This is a genomic window from Paenibacillus phocaeensis, assembly GCF_900021165.1.
Taxonomy (GTDB): domain Bacteria; phylum Bacillota; class Bacilli; order Paenibacillales; family Paenibacillaceae; genus Fontibacillus; species Fontibacillus phocaensis.
In genome coordinates this window covers 1-19,153 of sequence record NZ_FCOQ01000007.1, presented here as the reverse complement: position 1 = coordinate 19,153, position 19,153 = coordinate 1, and the positions used below count along the sequence as shown (strand labels likewise).

The window sequence follows — 19,153 nt, the reverse complement described above, 5'->3', positions numbered from 1 at the left end:
ATGGAACGCATCAGACGTTTTATCCGGGAGCTGTCAGAGGCTCAGTGGCTTGATCAGGTCGAACTGCGCGGGTGGGAGATTACATCTTCCGTGTACCAGGTTCCCGGGAGTTACACGAAGGAAGCAGAATATTCGGAGGGGCAAGCTTTCGAGCGGTTTCCGAGCACGCAGGGAACAACGTATTTCTTCCGCACCCGGCTGGAGATCCCGGAAGGATGGCGCGGCGGACAAGCGGGTCTCATCTTTGCTTCCGGCGGCGAAGGACTGTTAAGAATCAACGGCAAATCGGCCCAGGGCCTGGACCGGAACCATACGTTCGTAACGCTGCCGCAGGAGCAGGGACAAGGCCCGATCTCGCTGGAGATCGAGCTGTATGATCCGATCCCCGAGCCGGTGGATCCGCTGAACCAACAAGCGGTCATCCAGCCGCCGATTACGCGGATCGACAGCCGTCTGGTGCTGGTGAACCGGCCGGTGCAAAGTCTGATGTATACGGCGACGGTTGTCCGCGATTCCGCGGTGCTGCTGCCGGAGCAGGATTTTCGCCGTACCCGGCTGATCGAGGCGCTGTATGCCGCCATGGATGGATTCGTGGCGCTGGACGCGGAAGCAATTCGCGATGGCAGCGCGATTGCCGGGTTGGAGCAGCAGCTCTCTGAGCGGGTGAAGGCGATTGGCGGCAACGCCGAAGGCCTGATCCATATGGTCGGCCAGTCGCATATCGACATCGCCTGGCTGTGGCCGGCGCGGGAGACGGTGCGCAAGACGAGCCGGACGTTCTCTACGGTTGACGCGCTGATGCGCGAGTATCCGGAATACCGCTACACGCAAAGCCAGCCGTTGCTGTTCGCCTATTTGAAGGACAATGATCCCGAGCTGTATGAGCGAGTGAAGGCACGGATCAAGGAGGGACGCTGGGAACTGGTCGGCGGCATGTGGGTAGAACCGGATTTGAACCTGCCTAGCGGCGAATCCTTGATGCGGCAGATGCTGTACGGACAGCGGTTCTATCAAGAAGAGTTCGGCTTCACCTCCGAGATCGAATGGCTGCCGGATACGTTTGGTTACTGTGCGTCGCTGCCGCAGATCCTGAAGCATGGCGGGATTCGTTATTTCATGACAACCAAGCTGGGGTGGAACGACACCAACGTATTCCCGTATGATCTGTTCCATTGGGTCGGCATCGACGGTACGCCGATGCTGTCGTACCTGAATCATGGCGTAAACGAAAATACACTGCCGAAGGACGTGCATGAACACTGGCAGTCCTTCCGGGAGAAGGCCGTCCATCCGGAGCAAATGCTGCTCTACGGACATGGCGACGGCGGCGGCGGGGTTACTCGCGAAATGCTGGAGTACTTGAACCGCGCCGAGCTGATGGTAGGTCAGCCGGCGAGCGAATATAGCACGGCGACGGAATTCTTCGCCGGAATCGAAGCGGCGCAGCCGAAGCTGCCGGCTTGGCACGGCGATCTGTATTTGGAGCTGCACCGGGGGACGTATACGACCCACGGGCGCAACAAGCGCAGCAACCGGAAAGCGGAGATTCTGTACCGCGAGGCCGAGCTGTGGAACGCGCTGGCCGCTCCGGTCATACCGCAGGATCAGCAGCGCGAGGCGCAGAGCACGCTGCAGGCAGGCTGGAAGCTGATCCTGCTGAATCAGTTCCACGACATTATTCCGGGTTCGGCAATTACCGAAGCGTACGAGACGTCGACGAAGGAATATATCGAGATTTTTGACAAGGGCAACGCTGGTTTGAATCTTGGCCTAACGGCTCTGGCTGAGCAGGTCAAGACTTCCGGCGAAGGGACGCCCTACGTCATCTTCAACAGCCTGGGCTGGACGCGCGATATGGTCGCAGCGCTCCCCGATCAAGCTTATCGAAGCGGTGCAGCCGCTTATGATGAGCACGGAACACGGCTTGAACTGGACGTCCGGACAGGTCTTGACGGAGAATCGGCGGCTTGGGTCCGCGTGCCGGAAGTTCCGGCGCTGGGTTACAAGACGATTTGGCTGCGATCCGAGGCGGAAGCAGTTGCCGGAACAACAGCGGCAGCGGGAGCGCGAGCGAATTCCCAAGCTGGAAGCAAAGGGTTCCAAGGCGAGTGGGAAACGGAGTTCTACCGCCTGAAATTTAACGACCGCGGCGAAATCGTCAGCCTGTGGGATAAGGAAGCCGGTCGGGAAATCGTGAAGACGGGCGAAAGCGCGAACCGTTTCCACTTCTACCACGACCGTCCCACATTGTGGGATGCGTGGGACATCGACCCGCGTTATGAACAGCAGCCGGCCGGTGAGGCCGTATTGCTGGAGAGCGGTCTGGTTGCAAGCGGCGCAGTTCAAGACGTGCTGCGGTTCCGCTGGAGTCTTGGTCAATCGGAAATCACGCAGGATCTGATCCTGTATCATCATGACAAGCGGATCGATTTTCAAACGAAGGTGAATTGGAACGAAGCCCACAAGCTGCTGAAAGTCGGGTTCCCCATCGACGTCGTCACGGATAAGGCAACTTACGAAATTCCGTTTGGTGCCTTGGAACGTCCGACGCATCGCAATACGAGCTGGGAGCAGGCGCAATTCGAAGTGTGCGGGCATCGGTTCGCCGATGTATCCGAACGCGGCTACGGCGTCAGCCTCCTGAACGATTGCAAATACGGCTACGACATCCAGGGCAGCACCATTCGCTTGTCGCTGCTGCGGGCGCCGAAATGGCCGGACGTCACCGCCGATCTGGGAGAACACGAATTTACGTATTCGCTGTATCCGCATCAAGGCGACTGGCAGACCGCTCACACCGTGCGCGCCGCTGCCGCGCTGAACCACGCACCGGTGGTGCTGGCAGCCGCAGCGCATGAAGGAACGCGGCCTTCCACGGGGACGCTGCTTGGCTTTACGGGCGAGCACGTTGTGCTCGACACGGTGAAACCGGCCGAGGACGGCGACGGCGTGATCCTGCGCCTGTACGAATCGGCGGGCGGCCGCGAGCGCGTGACGTTGAATTGGAGCGAGCCAGTTTCGGGCGCATTCCGGTCCGACGCGCTGGAGCGGGAGCTGGAACCGATCGCGATGGCGGACGGCGGGCGGATCGAGCTTGATTTTGCCCCGTATGAGATCAAGACGCTGAAGCTGAAATAACGAGCCAAGCACGAATTCATTTCCCATAAAAAAGGAGCGAGAAGACAAGTTCATGGAACAATTTAGACTCCCGAAAATACCGATGCCGCAGCTGGAATTGCCGCAGGCCGTCAAGGACGTGCTGGCCGAAGCCGAGACAAAACTGGCGCATCGCCCGAAATTGCTGCAACTGTTCAAGAATTGTTTTCCGAATACGCTGGAGACTACGACCAAGCTGATGGACGATGGAACGACCTTCGTCATCACCGGTGACATTCCGGCTTCCTGGCTGCGAGATTCCGTGGAGCAGGTGATCCACTATGTACCGTTCGCCAAGAACGATCCCGATTTGCAGCGGATCATCAGCGGACTGATCAAGCGCCACATCAACTATGTGCATATCGATCCTTACGCCAACGCGTTTAACGAATCGGCTAACGATTGGCACTGGAACACGACCGACGTGACCGAAATGTCCCCTTGGGTATGGGAGCGTAAATTCGAAATCGACTCCTTGTGTTTCGTGGTCCGCTTGGCTTATACGTATTGGAAGGAAACCGAACGGACGGATATTTTTGACGCCGGCTTCAAGGCTGCGATGCGGAAAATCTACGAGCTGTTCAAAACCGAGCAGCATCACTTCGAGCAATCGCCTTACCGGTTTACCCGCAACAATGGAATCCCCACCGATTCCTTGCGGAACAACGGGTTGGGCATGCCGGTGAACTATACGGGGATGATCTGGTCGGGCTTCCGTTCCAGCGACGATGCCTGTGACTTCCACTACAACATTCCGGGCAATATGTTTGCGGTCGTGGCGCTGCGTCAAATGCAGGAATTCGCCGAATGGGTCTTCCGCGACATGGAATTCCTGGCCGAGCTGAAGGAGCTGGAGTTCGAGGTTGACCACGGCATTAAGCTGTACGGCATCTACCGCCATCCGGAGTTCGGTCCGATTTACGCTTACGAAACCGACGGCTTCGGCAACTACTGCCTGATGGACGATGCCGGTACGCCGGGCCTCATGTCCATTCCGTATCTGGGCTACGTTGGCGCGGACGATCCGATTTATCAAAATACGCGGCGTTTTGCCCTAAGCAAGGAAAATCCGTTCTACTTCGAAGGCAAAGCCGCCAAAGGCATCGGCAGCCCGCATACGCCGGAGAACTACATCTGGCATATGGCCTTGTCGATGCAGGGCATCACGGCGCAAACGAAGGAAGAGAAGCTGGAAATGATTGCCATGCTGGAAGCCACCGATGCAGGCACCGGCTATATGCATGAAGGCTTCCACGCCGACGATCCGAACACGTTTACGCGCAAATGGTTCGCTTGGTCGAACAGCTTGTTCTCGCAGCTGGTGTACCGCGCGATGCAAGAAGGCATTCTGTAAACTCTGCTCTGCAATCTGCAAGGGTGCCCTGGTATCCCGTTTGGAATGCTAAGGCACTCCCCAATTTTAAATTCGAAGGAGACTCGACCATGAGCAAAATTATCGGCGAAGCCTTGAAAAATATCCCTTGGCAAGACAAACCTGCCGGTTTGAACGCACCGGTTTGGCGTTATTCCCAGAACCCGATCATCGAGCGCCACGCGATCCCGAACTCCAACAGCGTATTTAACTCCGCGGTCGTGCCTTTTGAAGGCGGATTTGCCGGCGTATTCCGCTGCGATTCCCGTTCGGTCAGCATGGATATCTTCGCGGGCTTCAGCGACGACGGCGTGAATTGGAAAATCAACCACGAGCCGATTCAATTCGAAGGCGACGAGGAGATCACCAAGCGTGAATACCGTTACGACCCGCGCGTCTGCAAAATCGGCGACCGTTACTACATTACCTGGTGTAACGGCTACCACGGCCCAACGATCGGGATTGCTTACACGACGGACTTCAAAACGTTCCATCAGCTGGAAAACGCCTTTTTGCCGTATAACCGCAACGGCGTCCTGTTCCCGCGCAAAATCGGCGAACGTTACGCGATGCTCAGCCGCCCGAGCGATACGGGGCACACACCGTTCGGCGATATTTTCTACAGCGAAAGCCCGGACCTGACGTTCTGGGGCAAACACCGCTACGTCATGGGCACGATTAACGGCGACGCTTCCGCATGGCAATCGAAAAAAATCGGCCCGGGACCGGTTCCGATCGAAACCGACCAAGGTTGGCTGCTGATCTACCATGGCGTCATCAATACCTGCAACGGCTTCGTGTACCGCATGGGCTGCGCCCTGCTGGACATCGACAAGCCTTGGATCGTCAAAGCGCGTTCGCGCAACTACATCCTCGGCCCGGAAGAACTGTACGAATTGGTTGGCGACGTGCCGAACGTGACCTTCCCTTGCGCAGCGCTGACGGACGCCGAAACCGGCCGGATCGCCATCTACTATGGCTGCGCCGATACGGTCACCGGCCTGGCGTTCACCACCGTGGACGAGCTGCTAAAGTACATGGAAGAATACCCGCTGGAGACGGAAGCGTAAGCCGTCTTTGAGGATGACAAACCGCGGAGAAAGTGGGGGGCTTAGACAAATGAGCAAGCAGAGAACGGCCCATATCATATCCCATACGCACTGGGACCGGGAATGGTATTTGCCATACGAGAAGCATCACGTTCGCCTGGTTGAGCTGGTGGACGCGCTGCTGGACAAACTGGACGGCGATTCGGCGTTCCGCAGCTTTTACCTCGACGGTCAAACGATCATTCTGGAGGACTACCTGCAGGTGCGGCCGGAGAACAAGGATCGCCTGGAAAAATACATCCGCGAAGGCCGTATCCTGATCGGGCCTTGGTACATTCTGCAGGATGCGTTCCTGACGAGCGGGGAAGCGAATGTCCGCAACATGCAAATCGGTCATCAGGACGCGAAGAAATACGGCGCTCCGGCGAAAATCGGCTATTTCCCCGATACCTTCGGCCTGGTCGGGCAAATCCCGCAGCTGATGCAGCAATCCGGCATCGGGAACGCCTTTTTTGGCCGCGGCGTCAAGCCGACCGGCTTCAACAATACCGTATCCGACGGCGGGTACGAGTCCTCCTTCTCGGAGCTCATCTGGGAAGGTCCGGACGGCTCCAAAGTGCTGGGTATCCTGTTCGCCAACTGGTATTCCAACGGCAATGAAGTGCCGGTGGACGAAGCGGAAGCAAAAGCGTTCTGGGATCGCAAGCTGGCCGATGCGGAGAAATACGCAGCTACCGGCGAGCTGTTGTTCATGAACGGCTGCGACCACCAGCCGTTGCAGTTGGACTTGCCGGAAGCGATTCGTACAGCCGAGAAGCTGTACCCGGACACGAAGTTCGTTCATTCGAACTTCCCGGACTATTTGAACGAGCTGGAGACTGCACTGGAAGGCCGCGAGCTGTCCACGGTGAAGGGCGAGCTGCGCAGCCAACGCACCGATGGCTGGGGGACGCTGGTGAACACGGCCTCCGCGCGCGTGTATCTGAAGCAGATGAACCAGGAAGGCCAGGCCTTGCTGGAAAAAGTCGCCGAGCCGCTCGCCTCGATGGCGAACCTGCTCGGGAAGGATTACCCGCATCACCTGTTTACCTATGCGTGGAAAACCTTGATGCAGAACCATCCGCATGACAGCATTTGCGGATGCAGCGTAGACGAGGTTCACCGTGAGATGGTCACCCGCTTCGCGAAGAGCCGCCACGTTGCCGAGGCGCTCATCGACGACAGCAAGCGAGTGATCGCAGATGCGGTGAACACCTCCGTCTTCGCCGGGTATGGCGAAGACCCGTTGCCGCTGGTCGTGTTCAACACGACCGGCTGGAGCCGCACGGGCACGGTGTCCATCGAGCTGGACGCCGCCCGCTTGTATTTGCGCGACGGCCTTGGCCTCGAGGAGACCGGCCGCCGTATGAAGGCGGTGGACCTGTCGGGCCGCGAGCTCGTCGACGAGCAGGGGAACACGGTGCCTTGCACGGTGGAGGACCTCGGGCTGCTGTTCGGCTACGACTTGCCGGACGACAAGTTCCGCCAGCCGTACATGTGCCGCCGCGTGAAGCTGACGTTCCAGGCGGCGGATGTGGCCGCGCTGGGTCTGCGCACTTACGCGTGGGTACGCCGGACCTCGGCAGCGGCTGCTTCTAAGCCGACTTCGTTGTTCACCGGCCGCCGGGTCATGGAGAATGCGAACCTGAAGGTGGAAATTGCGGAAGACGGCTCCTTTGTGATGACCGACAAAGCGACCGGTCAAGTGTACCGTGATCTGGGCGTGTATGAGAATACCGGCGATATCGGCAACGAATATATGTACAAACAGCCGGAGGGCGAGAAAGCGTTGACCACGAAAGGGTTGGCGGCGCAAATCCGTGTGCTGGAGGACGCTCCATACCGCGCTTCGGTGGAGATATGTCATGATTGGGAGATTCCGGCGTCCGCCGACGAGAAGCTGGACGAGGAAATGCGTGAGCTGGTGTATTATCCGCACCGCAAAGCGCAGCGCAGCAGTAGGCTGACAACGCTGAAGCTTCGCACGGTGATTTCGCTGGAAGCCGCCGGCAAGGGCGTTCATATGGAAACGACGATCGATAACACGGCGAAGGATCATCGTATCCGCGCGTTGTTCCCAACCGATCTGAACGCATCGATGCATCAGGTGGACTCGATGTTTGAAATCGCGGAACGCAGCATCGAACCGGCACCGGAATGGGAAAATCCAAGCAACACCCAACACCAGCAAGCGTTCGTGGACGTCAGCGGCGAGGGGGCTGGCTTGACCGTGGCCAACCTCGGCTTGAACGAATACGAAGTGCTGCGCGACGGAAGGAACACGATCGCGGTTACGCTGCTTCGCTCTGTGGGCGAGCTCGGCGACTGGGGCCTGTTCCCGACGCCGGAGGCGCAATGCCTGGGCGTACACACTGCCCGGATGGAACTGATTCCGCATCACGGCGACGGCATCACATCCGGCGCATTTACGGAGGCCTACCAGTTCCAGATTCCGTGGACGGTCAGCCAAACGGAAATGCATGAGGGACCGCTGTCCCCGGCGTACGCGCTATTCCAATGGGAAGGCCAGGAGCTGGCGTTCTCCTCGCTCAAAATGAATGAAGCGACCGGCGATCTGCTGATGCGTTGGTACAACATGAGCAAGCAGCCTTCGGAGCTGACGCTCAGCTTGAACATTCCGTATGCGCATTTCTATAAAACAACGATTCTCGAGGAAAACGCGCCGCCACTAGCCAAGAACGCGGCAGGTTGCCTGTCGCTGCCGGCCGGCCCCTGCGAGATCGTGACGATCGGGATTCGCCGTTAAATCGGGGAACCCCTGCTGAACCCGAACCGGGAAAAAAGGATTGAAGGTTATCCTGCCATTACTTGTAATGGGCGGGATAACCTTTTTGTTTGGTCTTTGAGAGCTCTTTGCACGATCATCCCTTTTGCTCAGGAACCTGACTTCACCTGTCTCAAGGGGATAATCGTCGTGTAAAAACTCCCGGACAGTTAGTCTATTGGAGCCCCCTTTGCGTGATTATCCCGTTTGCTCAGGATGAGGAGAGGAGGGGGAAGGAAGAAGAGGGGGGGGCTAGGGCTAGGAGGAGGGGGGATTAGAGCTCAGAGGTAGAGCTCTGAGGTAGAGCTCTGAGGTAGAAATCTGCATTGCATGCTGCTGACTCCACCTGAATCAAGGGGATAATCGTGCAAAGCTCCCGGACAGCAAGGGATGTCCCAGCCGACAACCGATACAACCGATACAACTGATACATAAATGAGGTATACCGAAATATACCTCATTAGAGAATTAGAGATGGATTTGATTTGAGTTGAGTTAGATCTCGTTCCAGATGCGGCGCACGTTGTCGAAGGCGATGCGGGTGCCTTGGCGGCAGTCCTCCATGCCTTCGTATTCGATGGAGAGGTAACCGTCGTAGCCGGACGCCTTCACAATGCGCAGGATCTCCCACAGGTCGAGATCGCCCTGGCCGGCGATGGCGCCGCGCAGATACTGGCCGCCTGCGCTGCGGAACCAGCCGGCGCCGGGGTCGCGGCCTTCGGGCCGGATATAGAAATCTTTGATGTGAACCATCGAGGCGTAGCCGATGTTCTTCTTCACGGCAACGACGGGGTTCTCGTCGACGCAAACGAAGTTGCCGACGTCGAGCGTCGTCTTGTAGTTTGGCCGATTGACGGCATGGATCACCGCCTGCACCCGGTCGCTGGCCTGCACGTAGTAGCCGTGGTTCTCCAGGCTGGTCGTGATCCCGTACTGTGCCGCGTAATCGGCGATCTGCCGGCAGGCGTCCGCGATCTGCGGCAGGTCCTCCTGGAACCGGATGATCGAGGTATCCGGCCGGGAGGCGACATCGTGCCGCATCAGCTTGACGCCGAGCGCATGGGCGTGGTCGACTTCGCGTTTGACGCGGGCGATCTCCGCCTCGTAAGCCTCCTCCGAATCCACGGCGAAATTGGCGCCGATCGCGTAGTTGGATACAGCGATTCCAACCTGGGCCGCGCGCTCGCGGATTTGCTCGATGAGAGCCGGATCGTCGTTAAAGTTAAACCCCAGCGGCACGATTTCAATATGCTCGCCGCCGATGTCGGCAACCCAATCGATGACCTCAAGCAGGGTCATCGATCCGGCTTGCATCGCTTGATAGAGACTATAAGAACTGACTCCCAGTTTCATGTAAGGCCCATCTCCTTTTGTGGTAGTTCCTGGCTAACGGACTCCAGAAACGTTATTTGCCGGTATAAGAGCAATTCGCTTAGTTAACGGACCGAGGAGACCTTATTTCGGATAGGGGGAGTTAAAATACTAAAACTAAAGCCTAATAAGGTCGCTGGAGTCCGTTACGGCGGGAAATCGCCGGGGAATAATCAAATAAGGTCATCGGAGTCCGTTACGTCCGATGGAAGAGATCAATCGATCTCTGGCGGACACCGTTCAATGTGTGATCCGACGCAACTCGTAGGGTGGTTGTGCTCTGGGAGGCGAAGGTAGAGTATTCGCAAAGCCCAATCCGCAATCCGCACAACCGGTCCTCACTTCACTTGGAACCGGCCTGCTTCCATAGTCGGGCGTCCCGCACGGCTCCCTTGAGAGTGGACCTATCCCCGGAACGAACGGATAAAGCCAACCGCCTGGCGGATATCCTCCTCCGGGTTGTCGCCGACTTCACGCTCGATCGTCAGGTAGCCCGTATAGCCGATTTCCTGCAGGGCGTCGAAATAGGCCGGGAAGTCGACGCTGCCCGCGCCGAGCGGCACTTCCTCGAAGCCCGCGCCGGAGGCGGCCATATCGGCGATTTTCTCGTGGCTCATCGCCTCGTAGCCGAGGAAGCCGTACACGTCCCGCGGATCGATCGGGCGGCGACGAATGCCGTCTTTGACATGCGTATGGACGATATAATCCCGAAGCGTCTTAACGCCTTGGACTGGGTCATCCCCCGTGACCATGACCATGTTGGCCGGGTCGAAATTGACGGAGACGCCGTTGGTGCTGAGGGTGTCCAGGAAGCTTTTGAGATGGGCGGCGGGTTCAGGTCCGGTCTCGATGGCAAAATAAGCGTTCAGGCTCTTGGCATACACGCCCAGCTCTTCGCACGCCTGCTGCATGGCCGCATAAATCGGACCGTTCGTATCCTCCGGTACGATGCCGATATGCGTCGTTACCACGTTCGTGCCCAGCTCAACCGCCAGGTCGAGAATTCGCTTCGACTTTTCGATTTTGGCCGGATTGGCTTCGGCGTCCTGGAACCCGTGGCCGGCGAGGTCTCCGCACAGGGCGGAGATCTCCAGCCCCAGGCTGTCGATGTAATCGCGAAGTTCCTTGCGCTTGGAACCTGTCAGCACCGCCGGATCCATCTCGCCGGAAACGGCATAAATCTGTACGCCTTCGGCTCCGGCTGCCTTCGCCTTCTTCAAGCCTTCCTTAACGCCTACGCCAAAGCTGTCGACGATAATTCCGATTTTGTTGTTCAGCTTCATTCCGTTCGCGCCTCCTTGGGCTTCAAATTTAGAAATGAATTTCCCGGCCTTCCGCGGCCGATTCGTAAATCGCGTTCAGGATTTTGATCATTTCCACGCCGTCCTCCACCGGACTGATTGGCGGAACGCCGTCCAGGCAACTGGCGACGAAATGATCGATTTCGTTCTGGAAGCCGCCTTGAAAGTCGAACCCCGGCGAACTGATTTGCGGATCGATGTTCAGGATGGTGTTATGGCGCTCGGTCACGATCGACAACGCCGGTTCAATTTCGGCGCCGCCCTTGTCGCCATAAATGTTGACCAACGCCGAATTTTGCTTGGCATGGAGGGAGAAGCTGACGTCGACCATCAACGAAGCGCCGTTCTCGAAACGGATCAGGGCGTTGGCCATATCTTCGACCGTGTTGAAAGAAGCGTCGTAGTCTGCCGCTTGATAAAAGGTGTAGTTCTCGATATTCGATCGGTTGCCCAGTCTCGCGTAGATGTTGCCGCTCACGGACTTCACCTTCGGCCGGCCCATCAGGTACCAGCAGAGGTCGATGACGTGCACGCCGATGTCGATCAGCGGACCGCCGCCGGAGCGCGCCTTGTCGGCAAACCAGCCGCCGGGATTGCCAAGCCGCCGGATCAGGCTCGCCTTGGCGAAATAGATCTCGCCAAGGTCGCCGGCGTCGATGAATTTCTTAAGTACTGCGATGTTGGAGGCATGCCTGCGCACGTAACCGACCTGCAGCAGGTTGCCGGTCCGTTCGACCGCCTGCTGCATCTGCAGCGCTTCGTCTACGGTGATGCAGAGCGGTTTTTCGCAGAGGACTTGTTTCCCCGCTTCCAGGGCGTCAATGCTGATTGCGGCATGGGAGTTGTTCCAGGTGCAGACGCTGACCGCCTGAACTTCCGGGTTCGCTAACAGGTCACGATAATCCGTGTAAACGTGGGGGATATCGTATTTGCCCGCCATGTTGCGGGCCCGTTCTTCATTAATGTCGCAGATCGCCCACAGCTTGGTTCGCGGGTTGGCGCGGTAAGCCTGAAGATGGGACCCGGAAATCGAACCGCTGCCGATCAGACCGATGTTCAGTTCACTCATTTTTCGTATGTGCACCCTTTCGTTCTCCGCACGAGTTTGCTACAATGAGAGCATTCATTCGCTAGGATATGTTTTATTTATTCAAAGTTATGTTTAGGCACCCCTAATTTAGCACAGGTACTTTCAAGGGAGAATGTTCAGGATGACAAAATATCTGGATTATATGATCAGTCCTGAGCCGATCCGACTGTTCAACCCCGCAGTGGATGCCAGCCGGCGCAAAATCCAATCGTTGGCTGTCGTTAACGCCGGTCATCTGCCCGGGCGCACGATGCAGCGCGCCGATGCGAAATTCCGGTACTGGGCGTTTGTGGTGATCACGGGCGGGAGCGGGTATTACCAGGCCGGCAGCGCAGACCGGCAGGAGGTTGCGGCCGGCTCGTGGTTTTGCTTGTTCCCGGGCGAAACGTTTCATTACGGTCCGCACACGGAAGGGCACTGGGACGAATATTACTTCACAGTGGAGGGAGCCCGGGTTGAGGAGTGGCTCGGGAGCTGGTTGCAGCACCCCGATCAAGTCAAGAAGGCGACGATCGACGACTCCATGATTAACCGGATGGAGCTGATGTTCATGTTGATCGACAGCGGTGTGCCGAGCAATCTGGACCGGGCTTCGCTGATGCTGGAGTCTTTCCTGTACGAGCTGGTGTCGCAGGCGGATCAGGCGGAGGCCGGGAACCGGGGGCGGTTCGTGCTGAAGGTGATCGAGGACATCTCCGCTTCGCTGTACGCGAACCCGGAGCCGGAGGAGCTGGCGGCAAGGCATCATATTTCGGTGTCAACGCTGCGGCGGATTGTGCACGAATATTCGGGTTATCCGCTGAATGAATTCATTCACCGGCTGAAGGCGGCCGAAGCCAAAAACGTCCTGCTCAACACGGAAAAAAGCGTCAAGGAAATCGGCGAGGCGCTGGGGTATCAGGATACGTTTTATTTTTCGCGCGTGTTCAAGCGAATCACCGGCTATTCGCCGCGGAGCTATCGGAGCCGGGGCGGACAATAAAGGTCTGGGCGCAGGGGTTTACACAATAGAGGAGGTTCACGGGATGAAGCTTTATTTTCAAGGAATGGAAGAGGAATTGGTTCATGGCGTAAAAGAGTTGGAGGCTCAGCTCGGATTCCGGACAGACCCGGCGGGACTGGTGGTAGAAGTCGTGCGGTTGCCGCAGGATGCCGGGCAATTGCGGGTGTTGCTTGGCGGCGGAAAAGGCCGGATTGAGTATGTGGAGAAGATTCATTTTTTCCGTGCGCTGGGGTTGTTGGTGGAGCGGGCCAAAACGTCGGAGGCGTTTGATCTCACGGAACGTCCGAGCTTCGATTACAATGGGGCGATGCTGGATGCGTCTCGCAATGCGGTGATGCGGGTGGACGCGATTAAGCAGATGCTGCGGTATATGGCGGTCATGGGGTTGAACGGCCTGATGATGTATACCGAGGATACGTATGAGGTGCCGGAACTGCCCTACTTCGGCTATATGCGGGGGCGGTACACGGCGGAGGAACTGCGGGAGTGCGACGATTACGCCGCGTTGTTTGGGATTGAGATGATCCCGTGCATTCAAACGCTGGGACATTTGTTTCATGCGCTGAAATGGCTCTATGCCGAGCCGCTGCGGGACCATCCCGACATCGTGCTGCCGGGTACGCCGGCCACCTACGAATTCCTGGAGCAAACGATTCGGGCAGCCGCCGCGCCGTTCCGGTCGAAGCGCATCCATATCGGCATGGACGAGGCGTTCCAGGTCGGACTGGGCCGCTATTTGCGGGACAACGGCTTCCGCGACCGGTTCGAGGTGATGAACGAGCATGTCGGGAGGGTTATGGAGATCACCGGGAAGCTGGGGCTGGAACCGATGATCTGGAGCGACATGTATTTCAACCTGCTGTCGAACGACGTGCAGGGCGGGTTATACAACATGGAAGCGGATTTTTCCGCGGAAAATATGGCGAAGATCCCGGACGGCCTCCGGTTCGTCTACTGGAACTACTGGGGGACGGACGAGGACGCGTACAAAGAGGTGTTTGACAAGCACCGGCTGCTCGGGTCGGAGCCGATCTTTGCGGGGGGCGTCCATATGTGGAACCTGATGGCCCCAAACCACGGCAAAACCTGGTCGTCCATGCACCCGGCGCTGCGGGCGGCGAAGCGGAGCGGACTGCGGGAGGTTTTTGCCACCGCCTGGGGCGATAACGGGAACGAGGCGAATCACTTCGTGATTCTGCCGGGGCTGCAGCTGTTTGCGGAGTATGGGTACCATGACGGCGAGGTGACGGATGAGCATCTGCAGAAGCGGCTGGCCGCCTGCACAGGGCTCGATTTGTTCGGGCCGCTGGAGGCGCTGAAGGGGATGGACGAGGTGCCGGAGGTCCACGAAGGGAACTATTACGGGGCAAATCCGTCGAAGTTCCTGCTCTGGCAAGACCCGCTGATCGGCCTGTTCGACAAGCATGTGGATGGCATGGAAGGGACGCTGCCGGACTATTATGTCGGGCTCGCCGAGAAATGGCGGGGTTACCTTGAAGGGGAAGGAAGCGGATGGACGGAGCCGTTTATCGCGATGTTTGCCTTCTACGAAAAGCTTGCCGCCGCGCTGTCCATGAAGTCAACGCTGGGCGTGACGATCAAGCGCTTGTACGACGCCGGAGACCGGGACGGGCTGCGGCGGATCGCCGACGAGACGCTGCCCGAGCTGCGCCGCCGGGTCGAGGAGCTGCGGGTGGCGCACCGGGAACTGTGGCTCGGAACGTACAAGCCGTTCGGCTGGGAAGTGCTCGACATCCGCTATGGCGGAGTGCTGAGCCGCGCTGCATCGGCCCGCGACCGTCTGCTGGATTATGTGAACGGCCGCGTCTCGCAGTTGGAAGAGCTGGAGGCGGAGCGGTTGGAGTTCAACCAGAACAACGTCTTCGGCAAGCTCGACGTGAACGGCTTGTACCACCAGATCGCGACGGCGGGTTCGCTGTCGATGTAATCGCCTACGAATACTTCTCCAGCAGCTCGTTCAACGTCTGCTTGATCGAGCCCAACAGCTCCGGCGGCTCAAGAACGGTGGCGTTCTGGCCGAGCCCGATGAAGAAAGCCGCCAGGTACGGAAGCTCGCTAGCCGGGATCGTGCCTTCCAGCCGGCCGGAACCATCCTCGCGAACCTGCAGTTGCAGGCGATGGATAAGCTGGCTTTCGCAAGCCTCGACGCCCAGCCGGGTGAGCTCGACTGCGCAGTTCAGCAGCGCCGACTTGCGGCTGCGGTGCTCCTCCCAGTTGCCAAGGTGCACATGGCGCAGGTCAAGCGGCTCCGGAGCATCGAGCCCTTGAACTGTCTCGGCTGCGGCGATGCGGTCGCAGCGGAACAGGCGGAAATCGCGGCGCTCGAAGCAGTAGGCGGGGCAATACCATAAGCCGCCGCTGGCGAAGATGCCGACCGGCTGGATGTGGCGGCAGGTAGTGACGCCGCGGCGCGATTCGTAGTGGATGCGAAGGACTTGCTGCCGAATGGCCCCTTCCAGCAGCAGGCCTAGATAAGGAAACGCCGATTGCCGCGACGGGGTGACGAAATCGACCCGGTTTTTCATTTGATCGATGCGGTCTCGCACGTCGCCGGACATATAGTGATAGAACTTGCCCAGCGCCGAGGAGGCTTCCGTCTCGAACGGGAGGAACTCGTAGTGGCGCAAAGCGTGGCTGGCGAAGAAAATCGACACCGCCTCTTCCTCGGTAAAGGCGATGGGAGGAAGCACGCGCTCGTTCAGCACCTGGTAGCCGCCATGCGGCCCCACCTCGGAATACAAGGGAACTCCAAGCTCGCTGAGCTCCTGCAAGTCTCGGAGAATCGTGCGGGAGGAGACGCCGAACTCCTCGGCCAACTCCTTGACGGTAAACTTCCGTTTACGGTTGACGGTCATCATCAGCTCCATGAGCCGTTTCGATTTGGACATGACTTTGAAGCTCCGTTCATGAATTTTTATATTTATGACAATAGTTGTCACTATTATGAGCTACACTGACTACAAAGTCCAGCGAATGGACTTGGACCGGCGCAGCAGCGTGCAGGAAGGCAGCCAAGAAGGACGTATGGCCGCACGTCATTAGATGGCCTGCGCGCCTGCCGCCGGATCGAATTTAAAGGAGCGGATCAAGGATGATTTTATTAGCAAGCCCGTTAATTGCGATGAATGGAGAAGCGGCGGAGGCGATCGCTTTCTATGAACAAGCGCTGGAGGCGAAGGTGGTCTTCAAGCAGACCTTCGGCGAAATGCCGGAGCCCAAGGAGTCGATGAGCGAAGAGATGCAAAAACGCATCAACCACTCGGTACTGAAGCTGGGAGACGCCGAGATGTACGTATCGGACAAGTTGCCAGGCGACCCGCACAGCATCGGCAACCAGGTGACTGTGTGCCTCACGGTGGACACGACGGAGCATGCGCAGCGGCTGTTCGACGCCCTGAAGCAAGGGGGGAAAGTACACCTGCCGCTGCAGCCGATTTTTTTCAGCCCGGCGTACGGCATCATCACCGACAAGTTTGGCGTCACCTTCTACGTGTTCACCAAACGCCCGGCGTAAGCCGGAATCCCTGCGGCCTTTTCGCTTTTTGGCGAAAGGGCCGTTTTCCTATGCTATGATAGGGGGAGGAGTACGAACAAGGAGGTGGAGGCCTATGCCCCTGCGTGAAATCACCGAGCAGGAATGGCTGACGCAAACGGAGAAGAAGGTGGAGACCGCGCATGCGGAGAAGACAAGCGGCAGGGAGGCTTTATTTTTCGTAACCGCGCTCTGCGGGACTTGCCAATTGGCGGAGAAAATGCTGGAGATCGTCCTGGCATCCGGCCCCTGCATTCCGGTATCCAAGTTGAATATCAATTACACCCCGAAGCTGCGGGAGCGGTGGCAGATCGCCAGCGTTCCTTGCCTGATTGTGCTGCAAGACGGTGAGCCGGTCCGGCAGGAATACGCGATGCGGTCGGTGGTGGACTTAAGCGAATGGCTTCGGGCCTGATCGCTTTCGCCAATAGCAAATGGAAAGCGGTAACATGGGACTCATAAATTTGCGATGAAGGTGGTTTTATCTATGGAACTGCGGGAAGCGACAGAGATCATCGGGCGAATCCGCCGCAATATCGGCGAGGTGGTGGTGGGGAAGGAGGAAGTGGTCGATCTGCTGCTCGCCGCCTTGCTCGGGAACGGGCATGTGTTGCTGGAGGACGTGCCGGGTACGGGGAAAACACTGCTGGCCAAAGCGCTGGCCAAGTCGCTTGGCGGCGATTTTAAACGTATCCAGTTCACGCCGGACCTGCTGCCGTCGGACCTCAGCGGCATTAACTTCTATAATCAAAAGACCGGCGAATTCGAATTCCGTTCCGGACCGGTGTTCACCCACGTGCTGCTCGCCGACGAGATTAACCGGGCGACGCCGCGGACGCAGTCCAGCCTGCTGGAGTGCATGGAGGAGCGGCAGGTAACGATCGACGGGGTGACGCATGAGCTCGAGACGCCGTTTTTGGTCATGGCCACGCAAAATCCCGTCGATCAACAGGGGACGTTCCCGCTGCCGGAGGCGCAATTGGACCGCTTCCTGATGCGGATCGCCATGGGATACCCGACGTCCGGCGAGGGCGTGTCCATTCTTCGGCGCTTTAAGGAACGCCAGCCGCTGGCTGAGCTGGGGCCGGCCGCCTCTGCCGCGGAAGTGGCGGAAGCGCAGCGGTTCGCGCAGTCCGTCCGCGTGGAGGAGGACCTGCTCGCCTATATCGTAGCGATGACCGAGGCGACCCGCAAGCATCCGGAGGTGAAGCTGGGGGCGAGCCCGCGGGCGAGCATGAGCCTGCTTCGCGCCTCGCAGGGGTATGCGCTGGTTCGCGGCCGCGATTACGTAACGCCGGACGACATCAAGGCGGTGGCCGCACCGGTGCTGGCGCATCGGCTGCTCCTGCGCCATGGGTTGCGCGGTGCAGAACAGCCGGGCGCGGAGGTGGTCCGCCAGGTGCTCGAGCAGGTGGAGGTGCCGGCGGAGACGGTGCTGTCTGCGAAGGGGAAGCAGGGGGACTAACCGATGTCGATGCAGTTGCCATGGCTCATTGTCAGCACGGTGCTGATCCTCGTGACGCTGGCGATAGTTTACCGTTGGCGGGCGTTGAAGGGAATTCGCTATCAGCGTTATTTCACCGAACGGGCGGTGTATGAAGGCGATACCGTCGAAATGGTCGAGGTCATCGCCAACGCCAAGCTACTGCCGCTGCCGTGGCTGCGGCTGGAGTCGAGCATCGCCGCCGGCCTGACGTTCGGGCTGCAGAGCAATTTGAATATCCACGCCGGGGAGATTTATCAGAACCACAGCAGCTTGTTTTACTTGCGGTCGTACCGGCAAATTACCCGACGCCACCAGGTGGTCTGCTCGCGCAGGGGGCAATACCGGCTGGAATCCGCTACGATGACGACGGGCGACCCGCTCGGGATGAATACCGAGGTCAAACGGTTCCCCCTGGATCTCGAGCTGCTGGTATACCCGCGGATTCTGGAGCTGCAGGAACTGCCGCTGCCGAATCACAGCTGGCTGGGCGAGCTGGCCGTTCGGCGCTGGATCGTAGAGGATCCGTTCCTGACGGCAGGCATCCGCGAATACCGACCCGGCGATCCGCTCGGCAACATCAACTGGAAAGCAACGGCTCGTACCGGGGAGCTGCAGGTCCATAAGCGGGATTATACGGCCGACCACCGGCTGATGATCTGCCTGAACCTGGAGACCAGCGATTCGATGTGGAAGACGGTCGTCGAGCCGGAGCGCATCGAGCTCGGGATCCAATATGCAGCGACCGTCGCCGAACATGCGCTGCGCAGCGGGTTGGCGGCGGGGTTTGCCTGCAACGCCCGGTTGGCGGACGGGCCAAGGGAGCCCATCCGGATGGAGCCGGATGCTTCTTCCGACCAGTTCACCTTACTGCTGGAGACCCTGGCTCGAATGGTGCTGGACAAAACCGCCTCTATGATTCGTTTGCTGGAGCTCGAGCTGGAGGCGGGG

General features: G+C 58.7%; 14 protein-coding genes. 10 read left to right on the top strand and 4 right to left on the bottom strand.

The window, feature by feature from the left end:
• From BN3795_RS01510 to BN3795_RS01495, 4 genes are all read left to right on the top strand, one after another.
• Nucleotides 1-3,138 carry an alpha-mannosidase gene (locus BN3795_RS01510; protein WP_068782991.1) on the top strand — a complete coding sequence of 1,046 codons (3,138 nt, stop codon included), beginning with the start codon at nucleotides 1-3 and terminating at the stop codon, nucleotides 3,136-3,138.
• A 52-nt stretch (nucleotides 3,139-3,190) separates the two neighbouring features.
• Entirely contained in the window at nucleotides 3,191-4,510 is a 1,320-nt protein-coding gene (locus tag BN3795_RS01505; RefSeq protein WP_068782990.1) for a glycoside hydrolase family 125 protein, read from the top strand.
• Between the two features lie 89 nt (nucleotides 4,511-4,599).
• Entirely contained in the window at nucleotides 4,600-5,598 is a 999-nt protein-coding gene (locus BN3795_RS01500; protein WP_068782989.1) for a glycoside hydrolase family 130 protein, read from the top strand.
• 49 nt (nucleotides 5,599-5,647) lie between these two features.
• Nucleotides 5,648-8,383 carry an alpha-mannosidase gene (locus BN3795_RS01495; RefSeq protein ID WP_068782988.1) on the top strand — a complete coding sequence of 912 codons (2,736 nt, stop codon included), beginning with the start codon at nucleotides 5,648-5,650 and terminating at the stop codon, nucleotides 8,381-8,383.
• Between the two features lie 513 nt (nucleotides 8,384-8,896).
• Here BN3795_RS01495 and BN3795_RS01490 read toward each other — a convergent pair.
• The 3 genes from BN3795_RS01490 to BN3795_RS01480 all read right to left on the bottom strand — a co-directional run bounded on the left by BN3795_RS01490 (nucleotide 8,897) and on the right by BN3795_RS01480 (nucleotide 12,142).
• Nucleotides 8,897-9,754 carry a sugar phosphate isomerase/epimerase family protein gene (locus tag BN3795_RS01490; RefSeq protein WP_068782987.1) on the bottom strand — a complete coding sequence of 286 codons (858 nt, stop codon included), beginning with the start codon at nucleotides 9,752-9,754 and terminating at the stop codon, nucleotides 8,897-8,899.
• Between the two features lie 422 nt (nucleotides 9,755-10,176).
• Nucleotides 10,177-11,055 carry a sugar phosphate isomerase/epimerase family protein gene (locus BN3795_RS01485; RefSeq protein WP_068782986.1) on the bottom strand — a complete coding sequence of 293 codons (879 nt, stop codon included), beginning with the start codon at nucleotides 11,053-11,055 and terminating at the stop codon, nucleotides 10,177-10,179.
• 28 nt (nucleotides 11,056-11,083) lie between these two features.
• Nucleotides 11,084-12,142: a Gfo/Idh/MocA family protein gene (locus tag BN3795_RS01480; RefSeq protein WP_068782985.1), complete on the bottom strand. Its 1,059-nt coding sequence runs from the start codon at nucleotides 12,140-12,142 to the stop codon at nucleotides 11,084-11,086.
• Between the two features lie 142 nt (nucleotides 12,143-12,284).
• Here BN3795_RS01480 and BN3795_RS01475 point away from each other — a divergent pair, with 142 nt between their 5' ends.
• Together BN3795_RS01475 and BN3795_RS01470 are read left to right on the top strand one after the other, a co-directional pair.
• A complete protein-coding gene (locus tag BN3795_RS01475; protein WP_068782984.1) occupies nucleotides 12,285-13,145 on the top strand; it encodes a helix-turn-helix domain-containing protein in 861 nt (286 codons plus the stop codon).
• A 43-nt stretch (nucleotides 13,146-13,188) separates the two neighbouring features.
• Nucleotides 13,189-15,114 (top strand): beta-N-acetylhexosaminidase, encoded by a 1,926-nt coding sequence (locus BN3795_RS01470; protein ID WP_068782983.1) that lies wholly within the window; start codon nucleotides 13,189-13,191, stop codon nucleotides 15,112-15,114.
• Nucleotides 15,115-15,118: 4 nt separating this feature from the next.
• Here the strand turns inward: BN3795_RS01470 and BN3795_RS01465 are convergent, their stop codons facing one another.
• Nucleotides 15,119-16,075, bottom strand: coding sequence for a helix-turn-helix transcriptional regulator (locus BN3795_RS01465; RefSeq protein ID WP_068782982.1), 957 nt, complete (start codon nucleotides 16,073-16,075; stop codon nucleotides 15,119-15,121).
• Nucleotides 16,076-16,278: 203 nt separating this feature from the next.
• Between BN3795_RS01465 and BN3795_RS01460 the strand changes: the two genes are divergently transcribed.
• From BN3795_RS01460 to BN3795_RS01445, 4 genes are all read left to right on the top strand, one after another.
• Complete coding sequence (locus tag BN3795_RS01460) at nucleotides 16,279-16,701, top strand: VOC family protein (RefSeq protein WP_068782981.1); 423 nt, start codon at nucleotides 16,279-16,281, stop codon at nucleotides 16,699-16,701.
• Nucleotides 16,702-16,795: 94 nt separating this feature from the next.
• Complete coding sequence (locus tag BN3795_RS01455) at nucleotides 16,796-17,134, top strand: thioredoxin family protein (protein ID WP_068782980.1); 339 nt, start codon at nucleotides 16,796-16,798, stop codon at nucleotides 17,132-17,134.
• A 72-nt stretch (nucleotides 17,135-17,206) separates the two neighbouring features.
• Nucleotides 17,207-18,184 carry an AAA family ATPase gene (locus BN3795_RS01450; RefSeq protein WP_068782979.1) on the top strand — a complete coding sequence of 326 codons (978 nt, stop codon included), beginning with the start codon at nucleotides 17,207-17,209 and terminating at the stop codon, nucleotides 18,182-18,184.
• A 3-nt stretch (nucleotides 18,185-18,187) separates the two neighbouring features.
• The coding region (locus tag BN3795_RS01445) for a DUF58 domain-containing protein (protein ID WP_232729824.1) at nucleotides 18,188-19,153 on the top strand (966 nt) is incomplete at its 3' end.